The sequence below is a fragment of the Polyangium sp. 6x1 genome (genome assembly GCF_029946515.1).
GTDB lineage: Bacteria > Myxococcota_A > Polyangia > Polyangiales > Polyangiaceae > Polyangium.
Window position 1 is genome coordinate 35,564 of record NZ_JARZHH010000048.1, and the last position, 16,204, is coordinate 51,767.

General features: G+C 70.7%; 10 protein-coding genes. 6 read left to right on the forward strand and 4 right to left on the reverse strand.

All coding sequences use genetic code 11. The features are described from left to right. Nucleotides 1–48: 48 nt before the first annotated feature. From pyk to QHF85_RS34090, 3 genes are all read left to right on the forward strand, one after another. Nucleotides 49–1,470: a pyruvate kinase gene (gene pyk, locus QHF85_RS34080; RefSeq protein ID WP_281331581.1), complete on the forward strand. Its 1,422-nt coding sequence runs from the start codon at nucleotides 49–51 to the stop codon at nucleotides 1,468–1,470. After that, complete coding sequence (locus QHF85_RS34085) at nucleotides 1,467–3,419, forward strand: serine/threonine-protein kinase (RefSeq protein ID WP_281331582.1); 1,953 nt, start codon at nucleotides 1,467–1,469, stop codon at nucleotides 3,417–3,419. Before pyk ends, QHF85_RS34085 begins: the two co-directional genes overlap by 4 nt. Before the next feature lie 229 nt (nucleotides 3,420–3,648). Next, nucleotides 3,649–4,554: a hypothetical protein gene (locus QHF85_RS34090; RefSeq protein WP_281331583.1), complete on the forward strand. Its 906-nt coding sequence runs from the start codon at nucleotides 3,649–3,651 to the stop codon at nucleotides 4,552–4,554. Nucleotides 4,555–4,711: 157 nt separating this feature from the next. Here QHF85_RS34090 and QHF85_RS34095 read toward each other — a convergent pair whose 3' ends face one another. Next, nucleotides 4,712–5,344 (reverse strand): hypothetical protein, encoded by a 633-nt coding sequence (locus tag QHF85_RS34095; RefSeq protein ID WP_281331584.1) that lies wholly within the window; start codon nucleotides 5,342–5,344, stop codon nucleotides 4,712–4,714. Nucleotides 5,345–5,538: 194 nt separating this feature from the next. Further along, entirely contained in the window at nucleotides 5,539–6,300 is a 762-nt protein-coding gene (locus QHF85_RS34100; RefSeq protein WP_281331585.1) for a class I SAM-dependent methyltransferase, read from the reverse strand. Nucleotides 6,301–6,429: 129 nt separating this feature from the next. On the opposite strand from QHF85_RS34100, the gene QHF85_RS34105 reads away from it, so the two are divergent. Beyond that, complete coding sequence (locus QHF85_RS34105) at nucleotides 6,430–6,930, forward strand: hypothetical protein (protein WP_281331586.1); 501 nt, start codon at nucleotides 6,430–6,432, stop codon at nucleotides 6,928–6,930. On the opposite strand, the gene QHF85_RS34110 is transcribed toward QHF85_RS34105, so the two are convergent. Together QHF85_RS34110 and QHF85_RS34115 are read right to left on the reverse strand one after the other, a co-directional pair. Further along, the gene (locus tag QHF85_RS34110) at nucleotides 6,924–11,747 is read right to left on the reverse strand and encodes a translocation/assembly module TamB domain-containing protein (RefSeq protein WP_281331587.1); all 4,824 of its coding nucleotides are present in this window, start codon (nucleotides 11,745–11,747) and stop codon (nucleotides 6,924–6,926) included. The two genes, QHF85_RS34105 and QHF85_RS34110, sit on opposite strands and share 7 nt — an antisense overlap. Before the next feature lie 180 nt (nucleotides 11,748–11,927). After that, on the reverse strand, nucleotides 11,928–13,058 hold the full coding sequence (locus QHF85_RS34115) for an HAD family acid phosphatase (RefSeq protein WP_281331588.1): 1,131 nt from the start codon (nucleotides 13,056–13,058) through the stop codon (nucleotides 11,928–11,930). Nucleotides 13,059–13,189: 131 nt separating this feature from the next. Between QHF85_RS34115 and QHF85_RS34120 the strand changes: the two genes are divergently transcribed. Together QHF85_RS34120 and QHF85_RS34125 are read left to right on the forward strand one after the other, a co-directional pair. After that, nucleotides 13,190–13,849 carry a hypothetical protein gene (locus QHF85_RS34120; protein ID WP_281331589.1) on the forward strand — a complete coding sequence of 220 codons (660 nt, stop codon included), beginning with the start codon at nucleotides 13,190–13,192 and terminating at the stop codon, nucleotides 13,847–13,849. 15 nt (nucleotides 13,850–13,864) lie between these two features. Then, on the forward strand, nucleotides 13,865–16,165 hold the full coding sequence (locus QHF85_RS34125; protein ID WP_281331590.1) for a serine/threonine-protein kinase: 2,301 nt from the start codon (nucleotides 13,865–13,867) through the stop codon (nucleotides 16,163–16,165). The last annotated feature ends 39 nt before the right edge of the window (nucleotides 16,166–16,204 follow it).

The window sequence follows — 16,204 nt, forward strand, 5'->3', positions numbered from 1 at the left end:
GGCGGAAGGCCCCTGTTAGCGGCGCGGACGTCGTGCCATGCTGCGCCCGTGGTCGTACGCCGCGCGAAAATCGTCTGCACGATAGGCCCTGCATCCGAGCCCCAGCTCGAACAACTGATCCGCGCCGGCATGGATGTGGCGCGGCTTAACTTTTCTCACGGCACCCACGACGAGCACGCGCGCCGCTTCCAGGCCGTCCGTGCCGCCGCCGAGGCGTGCGACAAACCCGTGGCGATCTTGCAGGACCTTTGTGGTCCCAAGATCCGCGCCGGCAAGTTCGAAGGCGGCACGATGGATGTGCCCACGGACGGCCAGGTCGTGCTCGTCGAGGCCACGAAGGACCAGCAGCACGGCGGGCCCGGCGAGATGCCGATCCTGTACGAGGGCCTCGCCGAGGATCTGCAGCCGGGCGACATCGTGCTCGTCGACGACGGACGCATGGTCCTCACGGTGACCAAGGTCGACGGCCGGCGCGTGCACGCCGTGGCCACGCAGGGCGGGCAGCTGCGCGATCGCGTCGGCGTCAGCCTGCCGGCGCGGCGCGTGCGGCTCGCGGCGCTCACCGAGAAGGACAAGGCGGACCTCTCGTTTGGCCTCTCGCTCGGCATCGACTACGTCGCGCTCTCCTTCGTGCGCAACTCGGACGACATCCGGCTCGTGCGCGACATCTGCGAGGCGTGGGGCCGGCCGACGCCCATCGTCGCGAAGGTCGAGACGCCCGCGGCCGTGGAGAACCTCGAGTCGATCATCCAGGCGACGGATGCCGTCATGGTGGCGCGTGGTGATCTCGGCGTGGAGTTCAACCCCGAGCGCGTGCCCGTGATCCAGCGCGAGATCCTCGGACTTGCGCGCGTGCATCAGAAGCCGGTCATCGTCGCGACCGAGATGCTGCAGTCGATGGTCACGAACTCGCGGCCGACGCGCGCCGAGGCGAGCGACGTGGCGACGGCGGTCTTCGAGGGGACGGACGCGGTGATGCTCTCGCAGGAGACGGCGACGGGCGCGCACCCGCCGCTCGTCGCGCGCGTGATGAGCCGCATCGTCATGGAGGCGGAGCAGAGCAAGTTCTTCCGGCCTCTCGCGAGCGAGACGCCCGGCGCGCGCGCGAACGTGCCCGAGGCCGTGGCGCGGAACGGCTGCGACATCGCGCGCGACATCGGCGCGCGGGTCATCGTGGCCTTCACGGAGAGTGGCTCCACGGCGCTCTACGCCTCGAAGCACAGGCCCGTCGTGCCGATCATCGCGTTCTCGCCGAACGCGGCGACGCGCCGCAGGCTCGCGCTCCTCTGGGGCGTCGTGCCCTGGCCGATCGACAAGGTCACGAGCGCGGACGAGATGGTCGATCGCGCGAGCATGCTCCTGCTCGCGAACGGCTTCGTCTCGCCGGGGGACAAGTTCGTCGCGATCTTCGGCGCGCCCATCGGCGTGCGTGGCTCGACGAACTCGATCCGCGTCAAGGTCGTGGAATGACGGAACCCTCCGCCCTGCCGGGGCTCCCCAGGCTCGCGAAGTACGAGCTCATCGAGGAGATCGGGCACGGTGGGATGGCGACGGTCTATCGCGCCCGGGACAAACGTCTCGGGCGTGAGGTCGCCATCAAGCTCATCCACAAGCACCTGCGCGAGAACGCCGAGGTCGGCGCGCGGTTCGTCGCCGAGGCGCGCGCGGCCGCGAAGCTGCGTCATCCGGGGATCGTCGAGGTGTACGACGTCTCCAGCGAGGACGACGGCGAGCGCTACCTCGTCGTCGAGCTCTGCCGCGGCACCACGCTTCGCAAGATCCTCCAGCGTCACCGCGACATGCCCGCCGAGATCGGCGCATCGATCGTCCTCGTGCTCTGCGAGGCGCTCGAGCACGCGCACGCGTGCGGCATCGTGCACCGCGACGTGAAGCCGGAGAACGTGCTCGTGGAGCTTCCGACCGATCGCACGAGCGAGTCGCGAGCGCGCGCGGACAAACCCGATCTGACGCCTGTCCCCGACGGTCCGCGATCGACGCCTCGGCCCGTCCCGAGCCGCGCCGGTGATCTCGGCGTGCTCATCAAGCTCACCGACTTCGGCATCGCGAAGATCCTCGACGCGCAGGGCGTCACCTCGACCGGGCAGGTGCTCGGATCCCCGGCGCACATGGCGCCCGAGCAGATCGAAGCGGGCGAGGTCGACGGTCGCACGGACGTCTTCGCGCTCGGCGTGCTCATGTACGAGTGTCTCGTGGGGCACCTGCCGTTCGAAGGGAAAAACCCGGCGCAGGTCCTTCGTCGCGTGCTCGAAGGCGACTATCCGCCCGCGGACCACGAGCGGTCCACCGTCGGCGGTCGTTTCGCGCGCATCATCGACGGCGCCCTCGCGCGCGCCTCGGCCGATCGCATCGCGAGCCCCGGCAAGCTCGGCGAGCTCATCCGCGCCGAGCTCGAAGCCCTCGGCATCACCGACCCGCAGCGCGAGATCGAGGCCTACTTCGAGGACCCGCCTAGCTACGCCGACGCCCTCACGACGCGCCTCGTGCCGTGCCTCGTCGCCCGCGGCGAGGCCGCGCGCAAGGCCGGCGATCGCACCGGCGCCGCGGCCGACTTCAACCGCGCCCACGCGCTCGCGCCGAACGACCTCGTGATCCTGAAGCGCGTGACGAGTTTGTCCGCGAGCGCCGAGCGGCAGAGGCTCGTGCGCAGGGTGGCTGGCATCGTCGCGGGCGCGCTCGCGCTCGGCGTCGCGGCCTTCGCCGTCGCGCGTCTTCGCAAGCCCGCGGCCGCGCTCGAGGCCGACGCGGGCCCGAAGACCGACGCCACGACCGGCTCCACGGAGCGCCCCAAGGATCCGGCCGCGCCGAACACGTCCGCGGATCCGAAGATCTCGAGCACCGCTCCATCGGCCATCAACTCCGCCGATCCGCCGCGCAGCATCCGCATCAGGCTTCCGCTCAGCGCCATGGCGGCGTCGGCGGCCACGCCTCCGCCTCCGTCTCCGGACCTGCGCAAGGTCGTCTTCCTCGTCAGTCCGCAGGGCGCGACCCTCGTCCTCGACGGCAAGGAGGAAAAGCATTTTTCGCGCATCTTCGCGCTCAAGCCCGGCAGCCACTCCGTGTCGGCTCGGGTGAAGGATTCGAAGTGCTGCGGGACCTTCGACACCACCCTCGTCGTCGAGGCTCCGCCCGAGAACGATCCCGACGACGTGCAGCGCTTCCGCGTCCGGCTCACGCCGCTTCCGTCGACCGTCGCCCTGGGTCCGTCGCCCGCGAACGCGCAGGTGGTGTGCTCGGACATCAAACTGACGCTTTTTCCAGGTGCCACGAAGAAGGTGCAGCTCGACGAGATCACCTACGACAACAAGTGCCAGTTCACGGCGCCGGGGGAGGAGCCCCTCCGGCGTGCCGTGAGCTTGCGCGCCGGCGAGCACAACGTGGTGCCCTGGCCGTCGCGGTGAGGTGGGGGGCCTCGCTTCGCGGATAGCGGTCCCCACGATGCCCAAATTCCGGTAGAAGGGTCCCTCGGTTACTCGGTTACGGGGAATGACGGCGCGACCTCGTCTGCAGCGGGCTTTTCTGCCCGGCGGGCTCCGGTTCGGGCGGGACCGCCGCGGCCCCAGGGCCAAAGGGCGCGCTCCGTTCGTCCCACGGGCGCTCGCCGCAGCGACGTGCCTCGCGCTCGCCTTCGTGTCCCAGGCCGCGCGCGCGGACGATTTGCAGCAGTTCGAGCTCGGCAAGACGCGCTTCGACGCGGCCGAGTACGCCGAGGCGGCCTCGCGCTTCACGGCGATGCTCGACCTGGCGCAGAAGCCTTGCGAGTCTGTCCCGACGAGCGGCACCGCGTCGTGCCGCCTCACGGATCCGGACCTCATCAAGCGCGCGCGCACGCTCCGCGCGGCCTCGCTCATCGCGCTCAAGCGCTACGACGAAGCCGAGGCGGAGATCGCGACGATCCTCCGGCAGAACCCGACGTACTCGCCCGATCCCGCGGTGTTCCCGCAGGAGGTCGTCGATCGTTTCACCCTCGTGCGCGGGCGCCTGCGCGAGGAGCTCGAAGCGACGGAGCAGAAGCGCGCCGACGAGGAGCGGCAGCGGCGCATCGCGGAGCAGAAGGCGAAGGAGGAGGACAAACGCTGGATCGAGTCGCTCGTGAAGGCGGCCTCCGAGCGGCAGGTCATCGTGCAGAACTCGCGCCTCGTCGCGGCGATGCCGTTCGGCATCGGCCAGTTCCAGAACGGCAGCAACAAGCTCGGGTGGACCTTCGCCATCACGCAGGCGTTCACGGGCGCGACGACGATCGTCGCGTCGCAGGTGTACAACTACTACGCGAGCTTCGATCAGAGGCTCGCGACGGGGCCCGAGCGCGAGGAGCTCTTTCGGCGCCAGCAGATCACGCTGATCATCAACCAGGTCTCGTTCGGCCTCTGGGCCGGGCTCACCGTTGCGGGCATCGTGCAGGCGCAGATCGCGTACGTGCCGCAGAAGGTGACGATCGAGAAGCGCCCGATTCCGCCGCGCCCCACGGTGCGCGTCGTGCCCACAGTGGCGGTCACGCCCGACGGGTTTGGCGTGGGCGTCGTCGGCGCGTTCTGAGCGTTGCTGCCGCAGCGCGAACCGACGCACCTTTGCATCGACCGCATCGCGGTCGATGCATCAAAGGTCCAGGGCTGGCCCTGGTCCGGGTCCAGGGGTGGACAACCCCTGGTCGGGTCCGGGGTGAAACCCCGGCGCTACGCTGCCTAGCGCGCTCTCACGTGCTGCGGCTGCTCGTGGGGCGTACGCCAGGCGGGCCGTCGTTGTGCTCGCGGCAGCCGGTGCGCGACATCATTTTGGCGCGGAACGATACGCGGCCGCACGTGTCGCAGACGCAGAGGTTCTGGTCGTAGAGGTTGCGGTTCGAAAGGATGTCCGCGGCGAAGAGGCTGAGCACGACGTCGCTCAGCGGGTCTTCCTTCTGCGGCCGCGCGATCCATGAGGCTTTCGAGCCGATGCCGATCGGCTGCACGCGGCCTGACTTCGTGGTGTGCTCGAGGAAGCCGTCCTCGGGTGGATCTGTGATGAGCCCGCGCAGCGTGAAGACGACGCGTGAGCGCGCGCGGCCGAGGATTCGATCGAGCAGTGCTTTCGTCGCCGACGGCGGTGCGCCCACGGTGTTCAGCGTGTCGAGCAGGAGCGTGCCGGCCATGGGCTCGGCGACCTGGATGGGGCGCTGCATGCGGCCTGCGCGTACGAGGTACTCCTCGATCCACGTCTTGAGCTCCCGCGCGCCCATGGCCCCGATGCCGACGCCCTCGACGAACGCGAGCGCACCGATGAGCGCGCCGCGATCGTTGTCCGCGCCGGTGAGGAGGGTCGGGATCGAGCTCGTGGACGGGGTAGGCATCGCGGGTCCTTTCAGCGACGACGGGCGCTCGGAGGGGGCCCTGCAACGTGCAGTATCGCTCTGCTTCGCGGCGGGGCCAACATCGACGGCGGGGGGCGGAAGTCCGCCTTCACGACGCGCGACACCTCGAAGGCCACGATGAGCGAAAATATCAGTGATTTCCGACCGGAACAACAGGGACGAGGGGCACCCGCTCAAAGCTTCTCGAGGGCGACGATCCAGAAGCCCCCGAGGTGCCGGAGTGGGGAGTCGCAGAGTGCACGCTCGGCTTGGATGAGCGCGCCGCCGACGAGCGGCACGCGCATGATGGCGGCCGCGGGCGTGACGATTCGCACGCCGCGCGACGCGCGGACGCGTACGCCGGGCGGAAAGAGGCGATGGGCGCCCCAGGGGCTCACGAAGCGCGTGTAGACCGCGTCCTCCTTCGTGCGCGCGCTGATGGCGCCTGCCGGCAGAAAGCGCTTCACGAGGCCGCGCAGGCTCACGGGGTTGTAGAGCTCCGCGAGGATGGTTCCACCTGGACGAACCACGCGCACCATCTCGGCGATGGCGCGTTCGAGCTCGCGGACGTGTGGCAGCACCTTGAAGGCGCAGGCGACGTCGAAGCTCGCGTCGGGGAAGGGGAGATCGGTCGCGCTGCCGACCTTGACGTCGAGGCCCCGCGCGCGGGCCTTCTCCAGCATCCCGGGCGAGAGATCGACGCCGCGGGCGGTGCGCGCGAAGTCTGCGATGCGCCGGAGGAGCAGGCCTGTGCCGCAGCCGACTTCGAGCACGTCGCGGCCCTCGCCGAAGCGGCGGAGGAAGTCGATTTCGAGGTCGTCGACGAGGTCGTGGTAGCCGGAGGTGTCGCGGCCGTCGCGCCGGTCCTCGTACCGCGCGGCGAACTCGTCGTAGTACGCGCGCGTCGCGTGGAGGTGGTCGTCGTGCGGGAGCGATTCTTGCGGCGCTTCGTTCATCGCGGGGCCGGTTGTAGCCCAACGCGGACGTGATCGCAGCCCCTCGCCGCGCGCGGGGGCGTGACGCGGCTCGCCGCCGGCCCTATGGATCGTCTGCGGCCCGAACGGGCGGCCGGACAGGAGGCGACCATGAAACCCGGCGATCACCCCGACTTTTACAAGCTCGCGCCCCCGCCGGGCACCTCGCGCGAGAGCACGATCGTCCTCGATCGCGAGGGTCGCTTCTGGCACGACGGCGCGCGCGTGGACCACCCTGCGCTCGAGGAGGCGCTCCATCGCTGGATCGCGCGGCATCCCGAGGACGGGCGGCTCATCCTCACGAACGGCTACGATTGGTGTTACTTCCGCGCCGAGGAGACGCCGTTCGTCGTGCGCTTCGTTCGCGTCGAGGACGAGGGGCAGCGTGCGTCGCTCGTGCTCTCGGACGGCACGGAGGAGCTGCTCGATCCGCACGGGCTCTCGGTGTCGAGCGAGGGCGTGGTGTTCGCGCGGGTCAAGGCGGGCGCGGAGGACGCGCGTTTCTCGCGGCACGCGCAGGCTGGCCTCGCGCCGCTGCTCGTGTCGGCCGAGCCTCCGATCGTGCGCGTCGGCGATGTGTCGGCGGAGCTCGCGACGCGGGCGGCTCAGTAGCGGTACTGCCAGAACAGATCGAGGCCCGAGCTCGGCTGCTGGTTGATTCCTCCGAAGCCGAACGATCCGCGCAGCGCCCAGTTGCGCTTGAAGCGCCAGTCGACATTCAGCTCCGTGCGGTTCTCCGTGCCCTGCGTCGTGCCCGTGGGGCTCTGGATGCCTTCGAGGCGGCTCGACGCGGGGGATCCTTCGTAGCTCGCCTGCGCGGTCACGGTGTCGCCGAGCTCGTAGATCACGGTCGTGCGGAGCCTGCCAGCCTCGGTCGTGCCGACGCGCGTGGACAGACCCCGCAGCGGCGCGATCTGCGACAGGATCGCGTTGATCTGCGCCGAGGCGATCTCGCCGCCCACCACGCCCGCCGCCACGTCCGTCGCGCGCGGGGACGATTGTGCCGTGGCCTGCGACTGCGTGTCCTTCGACTCGGGCGTATCGCCGATGAGGATCATCGACAGGATCGCCTGCTGCGACATTGGCGGGCTCGATCGGAAGCGGAGCTTCTGCTCGGTGATCGGCTTCAGATCGCCCACGTAGTCCACGAACACGCGCGTGCCGTCGGGCGCGTCCCAGCGCGCCGTCACGTTCACGTAGGGGTTGCCCGCTTCTTCCGGCCGCAGCCGCACGAGGCCTCGCTCGATCTCGAACTTTTTTCCTACGATCTCGAACGATCCCCGGCTGATCTCGACGTCGCCCGAGAGACGCGTCTCGTCCGTGAGCGCGACGCGCGGCGGCGTGCTTCCGCCGGTGAGCTCGAGATCCGCGCCCATCCCCTCGATCTTGATCGTGCCGAGCTCGAACGTGAACAGGTACGCGAGCGCGTCCTTGGGGCGCTCCTCCTTGGGCGGGCCGAGCGCGTGCGAGACCATGACATCGGGGTTCGGATCGAGCGACTGCACGCCGCGCGTGCTCGACGCGGGCAGCGCGAGGTGAAGATCGGGCACGCGGATGGTGAGCCCCACCTCGCGCCCCTCCTTTTCCGCGGCGAGCACGATCTTCCCGTACGCATGCCCGAGCGGCACGCCCTCGAACGTCACGGGCAGCTCCTCGTCGCGATCGATCGTGAGCTCGCCGTGCGCCTCCTGGAAGGCGAGGCCCTTCATCTGCACGATCGCGGAGCCTTCCACCGCGCCGCTGATGCCCTCGGCGCGCAGGTCGTCGAAGCGCAGCTCGCCCTTGTCCGTCGTGCGGATCGAGACGCGCGTGTTCTTGAACTCCTGGCCGATCTGCGGGACGTGGAAGACGCCGCCGCGCACCTCCATGTTCGCCTCGATGCGCCCGTCGTCCTCGCCGAAGCGATGCAGGCCGACGCGTAGATCGCCGTCGAGCGAGCCGTCGAGCCGCGAGAGTGTCCCGGAGACGAGCGGCGTGAGGCTCGCGAGGCGGAAGCGGTTCGCCTTGAGGAGCAGGTCCGCGGGCCGCGTCGCGTCGATCCGCGGGACGATGCCTTGCCAGTCGACGCCCGCGTATCCCGTCGCGTCGATGCGCCCGCCGCCTCGACCCACGAGCTCGAGCTGCGCCACGCCGCGCGCCGGCTTCCCCGCGCCGCCAGGGTTTCCGATCGAGAGCTCGACCGTGGCGCGATCGAAGGCCGACTGGCTGCCGAGCTCGAGCCCCGACACCTCGATGCGCGCCGCCGCTTCGGGCTCGACGCCGCGGTGATCGAAGCGGACGACGCCGCTCACGCGGCCCGCGACGTCCCGATCCGCGAAGAACGGGACGAGCTCCAGGGGCAGATCGCGCAGCGTGGCGCGCGCGCTCCCGCGCGGCGGGATGTCGCGGCCCGCGCGCAGCGCGGCGAGATCGACGTCGGCGTTTGCCTCGACCAGGGCGAGCTCGCGCGCGTCCTTGCGTACGGCGGCGCGCAGGGTTGCCTTGTTCGCGTCGTAGGTCGCGGTCGCGTCCACGTCGACGGGGAACGCCCACGGGCTCGGCCCCAGCGTCCGCGCGTCGTGCGCCACGCCGAACCCGCGCGCGTTCACGCGGATCGACGGTTGCTCCAAGGTCCCGCTCGCCTCTGCGGAGAGCGCGATCGCGCCCCGGATCGGCGGGAGCGATTCGCGCAGGACCGAGGGCAAGGTCTGGAACGAGCGCACCGTGCGCCGCGGGATCGTGAGCGCGGCCGTCGCGCGCGACGTGAGCAGCGAGGCGCGCCGCTTCTTCGGATGGTCGACGAGCGTCGGGAGATCGAGATCCACGTGGGTCGAGAGCTCCACCATCGTCGCCGTGTCGAGCAGGGAGAGCTTGGCGTCCGTCGCGCCCGTCGCGCCGTTCAGCGAGCCCGAGACGGCCACATCCATCGAGCGCGACTCCCACGCGGGTTTGTCCTCTCCGAACCCCACGGGCCCCGCGACCACGAGGCCCCGCGTGCGCACGTCGAGGTCGCGCACCGAGACGAACCGCTGCTCCGCGGGCCGCTCGATCGTGAAGCTCGTGCCGAGGCGACCCGAGACCTCGCTGAGGACGAGCGCGACGGGCAGGCGCCGCGCGATGCACCGGAGATCCCAGTCGGGCGCGTCCACGCGCGCCGAGCCCGTGAGGTGCGCCCACGTCGCCGGATCCAGCAGCGGCCCGCGCAAATTCCCTTCGGCGCCGGAGATCTGCACCTCGGCGATCGAGCCGTTGCACGCGTCCTCCGCGCCGGTCTTGTCGCGATCGACGAGGCGGAACGTGCCGTCCATCGCCGCATGCCCGCCGTCGAACGTCGCCACGAGCGAGCCGCTCGCCCCCGTGATCGGCAGCCCTGCCGCGGAGAACGCCCCGTCCTCCACCTGCAGGCGAACGTGCCCTTTGCGCCCGTCCCTCGTGCGCGCGAGCGCGATGTCCACGTCCGCGAGGCCCCGCAAATTCCGATCGAGATCGAGCAGCCGGCCGAGCCGACCGAGATCGACGCCTTCGCCCTTGAGCTTGCCCGTGAGCTCGCGCCCGTCGACCGCGAGGGTCCCTTCGACCGAGCCCACGCCTGGCCCCTCGGCCGTGAGCCCCTCGATCGCGAGCGCTCCGCCCCGCAGCGCGATGCGCTTTGCTTTGCCCTCGATCCGCTCGCCTTCGCGTGAGAGCCGCAGCGCCACCTCGCGCGCGCTCTTCTCCTTCGTCTCGACCCGCGCCGACGCTTCGAGCTCGCCCACGTCGCCGCCTTCGAGCCGCGCTTCCACCTTCGGCGCCGCGACGGGTCCGCGCACGCGCGCCGTCACCTTGTCCGCGCTGCGACCGCCCGCCAAAAACCCTTCGCCTTCGAGCGCGGCCTCGACGTCGAGTGTCTCGAAGGGCCCGCGGATCCGACCTTCCACGCGGCCTCGCTCGAGCGACACGCCGCCTTTCGCGTGCAGCTCGTGCACGGAGCCGAAGACACGCGCGTCGACCTTCCCCGCCTTCACCGCGCCCTCGACGTGCACGCGCGCGCTGCCCGTGGCCGGACCCGCGAGCCGCGGCGCCGATTCGAGCGACGCGACGAACGTCTCGGCCTCGAACCGCACGCTGCCGCCCGGGCTCACGACGAACGCGCCCGACGTGGGCGCGCCTTGCTCGTGCAAGGTCACGCGGCCTTCGAGCTCGCCGTGATCGTAGACCAGGTGCACGTCGGCCGCCGGCACCGGCTGCTCCTGCACGACCGTCGGCTCGGTCCTCGCGTCGGCCACGAGCCGCAGCGCCGGCGTCGTATCGAGGACGAGACGCGCGCCGAGGTCCACGTTCGCCTCGGGCAAACCCTCCACGAACATGCGCGGATCGACGTCGTCCGCGGTCACGTCGAGCGCGAGCCGCGCCCCGTGCGTCGCGTCGAGCTTGCCACGCAGCGTGATCGAGCCCGGCGATCGCTCTTGCGGCGAGACATCGAGCCGGCCCTCGACCTCGAACGTCGGCGCGTCTCCTTCGAGCGTGACCCTCGCGGAGACCCGCTCGCGCAGGGGCAAACCCGGCACGAGCAGCTTGAGGTCCGCGGGCTCGGCGCGCGGCAGCTCGACCGCCGCCGACACATGCGCGCCGTCGAGCCTCGCGCGCGCCAGCACCTCGACAGGCCCCGCGCGCCCCGCGAAGCTGCTCCACATCTGCATCACGGCCGCCGGGCTCTTCGCGTCCGGCGCCGTGCTCGTCGCGGGCGCCTCGGGCGGCGTGTCGATGTGCAGGTGGTAATCGACCGTGCCCGCGAGCGGCACGTGCGCGAGCGCGCGCTCCCGGATGCCCGTGTGCTCCACGTCCACGGCGACTCCGCGCGGGCCCACGTGCACCGAGGCGAACAGGCGCGTCACGTCGGCGTCGAGCGCGCGCGGCGCCGCCACCTGCCCGCGCACGTGCGCGTGGCCGATTTCGATCCGCTCGAGCGCCACCGTCGTCGGTCGCTCGACCGCTTTCTCCACCTCACCCGACTTCTTGGGCTTCTTGGGCTTCTTCGGCTTCGGCCGAGGATGGAACGCCGTCTCGATCCCGAGGCGCTGATCGGCCCCGCGATCGAGCACGACCTCGGCCTCCTCGATCCGGATGATCGGGAAGGCGAGCGTGCGCTCGCCCGCGCCGAAGAGCGACGCGCGGGCAAACCCGAGGAGGTCGCAGCGCGCGTGGATGCCATTCGCCCGGATGATCTCCGCGCCGCTCGGATCGAGCGTGACGGCCGATCGGATCGATACCTCGTCGAGCGCGAGGTGATCGATCTCCGAGACCACGATCTTCCCTTCGAAGAGCGATCCGAGCGCCTGGTTCGTGATGTCGCGCGCGAGGCGACGGAACGGCCCGACGTCGAGGTGGAGCCCGACGGCGAGGACGGCGGACCCGGTGAACACCGCGCAAAGCCCGATCGTGGCCGCGCCTGTCGCGAGCGCACGCCGCACCCGTCCCGGTCGCCGCGGCGTCGCGGCTTTCGGTGGGGAATCGCGATCGGCCGGCGCGCTCGGGGCCACGGCCGTAGCATAACGAATCGCCGCCGGGTTTCACGGCCTCCGCGCCCCGCAGTTTCATGCTTTCGAGGATGGGCGGAAGTTACCGGAGAATCACGGTCCGCCTGCGACGGCTCATTGACAGAGGCTTGGCAGCGCCTCGGCCTCGGCGAGCAGCTCCGTGTAACTCTCGATCCTGCGGCCCCCGTGCACCGTATCGTCGAACTCGATGAACACGCGCCGCTCGGCGGGCTGCACCATCGCGTTGAAATAGGCCTCGGCGTCGGTGTCCGTATTGCCGAAGGCGTAGGTGGGGACCATCCCTTTTTGCGCGAGCATCGCGAGCTCGCCGCTCTTGTACGTCGACGCCTCGCTCCCGAGCGCGCCCGACTTGGTCAGCGTCGTGTGCACGATCCCGTGCGGAAATCCGTTTTGATCGAGGAACGCCCGCGTCCGCGCGCCGAGCCATTCGGGCCGGGCGGTCATGTAAAACGGGTGATAGCCCTTCGAAACGAGCACGTCGAAGAGCTTCGCCGCGTCCTTTCGCACCTCCGGCAGTGCCCCTTGCGCGAGCGCGACGAACTCCTCCGTCTCGTAGGTCGTGAGCGTCCCGTCGATGTCGCTCACGAAGACCGGCGTCCCTTTCGGCACGACCTCGACGAAGAGGTCCGTCGTCGAGAGGTCACCCTTGACAACGAGATGAACCCTGTGTCTGCCGAGCCCGAGGGCCTTCTCCTTCGGGATCTCGAAGTAGACGCGCCCTCCCGTGTCCTCCACGCCCTCGACCGCCTGGTGCTCGCCGTCCTCGGTCGTCGTCGCGGTCCCGAGGTGCTCCCACGCGCCTGCGCAATCACGCAGCACGTACACGTCGACGTACTCGCCCTTGATGTCGTCGTCGAACGTCCCGTACGAGAACTTCGCGAGGATCCACTGCGGATCGCCGGGGTTCAGGAAGAGATCACGCCCGCGGTGGTTTGGATCTCCAAACGGCGGGAGGACCGAGTTCCAGTCGATGGCCTCTCCCGGCGGAGGCGGAGGCGCGTCGCAGGCCGGGATCGGCGCGCACCACGCCCCCGGCACGCTGCCCGATCCGCCGCCGCCCGTCGCGTCGCCGCCCGCGCCCGCGGAGCCGCCCGATCCACCCGCGCCTCCGGATGCGCCTGCGCCCGTCGTGGCGCCGCCCGTCACCACGTCGACGCCGCCGCCGGTCCCGCATGCGGCCATGCCCACGATCCCCGCCAAGAAGAAAGCGAACGTTCCACGCATGCTCTCCATTGTGGCCCCAATCGATCCGCGGAAAAAGCGCCTCGACGCGCTGCATCCTTCGACGCCGCGAACCTGGCGTTCGCGCCCCTTGCGCGGACGCGCGCACCTCTGCGAAGGTTCTAACCCCTCGTATGCCCAAGCCTGATCCCCGCGTCCTCGCCCGCACCGCTGGCAACTACCTGAAAGAGCACCCCGAGGAGATCGTCCGCGCCTTGCGCAGCGCCCTCGGCCTGCGCGCGTCCATCCCCATGGATGCCCTGCGTTACCTCGCGCGCGAGTTCGTTCCGGACAACAAGAAAGCCCCGAAGGACATCGTCATCGAGGCCGCGCCGCCCGGCGTTCGTGTCGCCGCGACCGTCGACGCCATGGGCACGCCGCTGCGCGCCTCGCTCGTCCTTCACATCGAGGAGATCGACATCTCCTTGACCGAGATGCGCATCGGGGTCCGCATCGAGGGCCTCACGCTCACCGTGCTCGGCGATTCGAGCTCGCCGCTCGCCGGCCTGCTCAAGTCCGGCGCGCTCGATCTCTCGAAGCCCGGCAACCTCGTCGCCTTCATGCCGAAGCGTCCGCCCATGCTGGTCGAGGCCAAGGACGATCGCCTCACGCTCGACCTCATGAAGGTGCCCAAGATCGCGGAAAACCCCAAGGTTCGTCGTTACCTTTCGATCGTCCTGCCCGTCGCCTCGGTCCGTGCGATCCGTACCAAGGACGATCACCTCGACGTGCACCTCAAGGCAAACATCGGAGGTCTCTCGCAAGCGATCGCTGCGGCGCGGCAAACGGTTTGATACACTGACCCGCGAATGCCGCCGCCTCCTGGGCAAGACCCGTCCGCGCTCTCCTTCCTGATGCTCGCGGAGATCGCGGCCGGGGAGTCGGCGAAGGTCGATCTCTGCCGCGTGACCCAAGGCCCCGCCGAGGGTCGCCTCGTCGCCGTCAAGCGCCTGCACCCGCACCTCGCCAGCGATCCCGCGTTCGTCGCCCAGTTCCGCGACGAGATGTGGATGACCGCGGCGCTCCGGCACCCGAACGTGGTCGAGGTCGTGGGCTGGGGCAGCGACGATCAGGGCCTCTATCTCGCCGTCGAGCTCGTGCAGGGCGTCTCGCTCGCGCGGCTCATGAAGACGATCTTCGACACCGGCGAGGCCTTCACCGAGCGGATGGTCGTCTTTCTCGCGCGCCAGATCTGCCGCGGCCTCGGCACCGCGCATGCCCTGCGCGCGCCGAGCGGCGAGCCCCTGTTCCTCGTCCACCGCGATCTCACGCCCGGCAACGTTCTCTGCTCGTTCCAGGGCGATGTGAAGATCACCGACTTCGGCCTCGCCAAGGCCAAGCAACGGCTCACGCGCACGCTCACGGGCATGGTGAAGGGCCAGCTCGAGTACATCTCGCCCGAGCAGGCCACGGGCAACAACATCGACGCGCGCGCCGACATCTTCTCGCTCGGCGTCATGCTCTTCGAGCTCTTCGCAGCGCGCAGGCCCTGGGTCGCGCCGAACGACATGGAGCTCGCGCGCATGCTCATGACCGCGCCCCCGGCCGACCTCTTCAAGCTCCGGCCGAGGATCGATCGCGAGCTCGTGAGCATCGTGAGCAAGTGCCTCGAAAAGGATCCGAAGGCGCGCTTCCAGTCGATCGCCGAGATCCTCGCGCGGCTCGACGAGTGGCTCAGCGCGCACGGGTACATGGAGGAAAACGAGGAGGCGCTCGGCCGCTTCGTCCGTCGGAACGCGATGCGCCAGATGGCCTGGTTCGAGCGCGTGATCGCCAGCCAGACGCCCGAGGTCAAAAAGCCGAAGCCACGCCCGCCCACGTTCACCGGGAACTCGGTCGTGGCCCCGCTCCCGAAAGACCCGCCGAACCGGCGAGACTCGCCCCCGCCCACCGAACGTCCGGGCACCAAACGATCGGCCGGCCTAGCGCCGAACACCGACGCGAGCGACCTCACCGAGGACACGACTGCGGACGCGAAGGCCACGCCGCCGCGGATCGGCACGCTGCGGAACGCGCCGCGCATCGCGTCCGGGCGCGGCACGGGCGAGGGCGAGGTCGACTGGGGCGAAGAGGTCCCGACCCTCGTCAAAGGCACGCCCGAGCAGCTCGCGATGCTGCGCCAGCAGTTCAAGGGGGGCAAACCCTTCGATCCGAAGCTCGTCGCCCCCGACGTCGCCGCCGCGCGCCCCGCGCCCCCGCCCGAGGCCCCCGAGGAGAAGCGCGCCCCGCAGCCGAGCTTCGCGACCGTCCTCGAGGGCAAACCCGCCGCCGGCCCGGGCCATCGCGACGATCCGCCCGACAGCGAGGAGCTCGACGATCCCACCGCGCCCATCGGCGACATGCTGCGCAAGGTCCGCGCCGCGACGGCCGCGCGTGCCATGCCTCCGGCGCCGCCCGGTCAGATCGTCCCCGCCGATCCGTCCGTGCCCTTGCCGCCCATCACGACCCGGAGCGCGGGATCCGCCCCGCCGCCGCCTCCGGTGGGCGTGGATCCGGCCGCCGAGGAGCGCCTGCGCAGCGAGGCGGAGCGTCTCTCGATCGAGGCGATGCGCCTCGCCGAGGAGGCGAAGGCCGCGTATGCCCGCGCCGAGCGGAAGGCCGCGCTCGCCAAGGCCACGAGCGACGCGGCTGCGATCGCCGCGGAGGCGCGGAGGATCGGCAAGGCCCAGGGCGTCGCGGATGGCCTGCGCCGGCTCGAGGTCGCGCTCGCGATGGAGCGCACGGCCCGCGCGACCGAAGGCGCCGCCGCGCAGACCGTGAGCGCGCCGCCGCCGGGTTTCGGGGCCATGGCCCCGCCGCCGATCCCGCCGCCGGCGCCGCTCCCGGCCGTTTCGCCGATGCGATCGCCGTCGTCGCCTGCGCTCGCGGGTCCTTCCATTCCTGCGCCGCCGCCGATCCCGCCGGCGCCGCCCGTGCCGGGTCGTTCGGTGCCGCCGGGCGCGACGCGCTTGCCGGATCGCCATGCCTTGCCCGCGCCCGAGCTCGACCCCGACGCGTTCACCACGCGCTTGCGTCCGCGCGTGCTCGGTTTGCAGACCCCGGTGCTCATCGCGATCGGCGTCGGCGTGGTCATCGTCTTGCTCGTCGTGATCCTGATCGGCTTCACCTGACGCGCCGTGGCGCGAGCCTTCCGCGCTTGATCTCGGAAG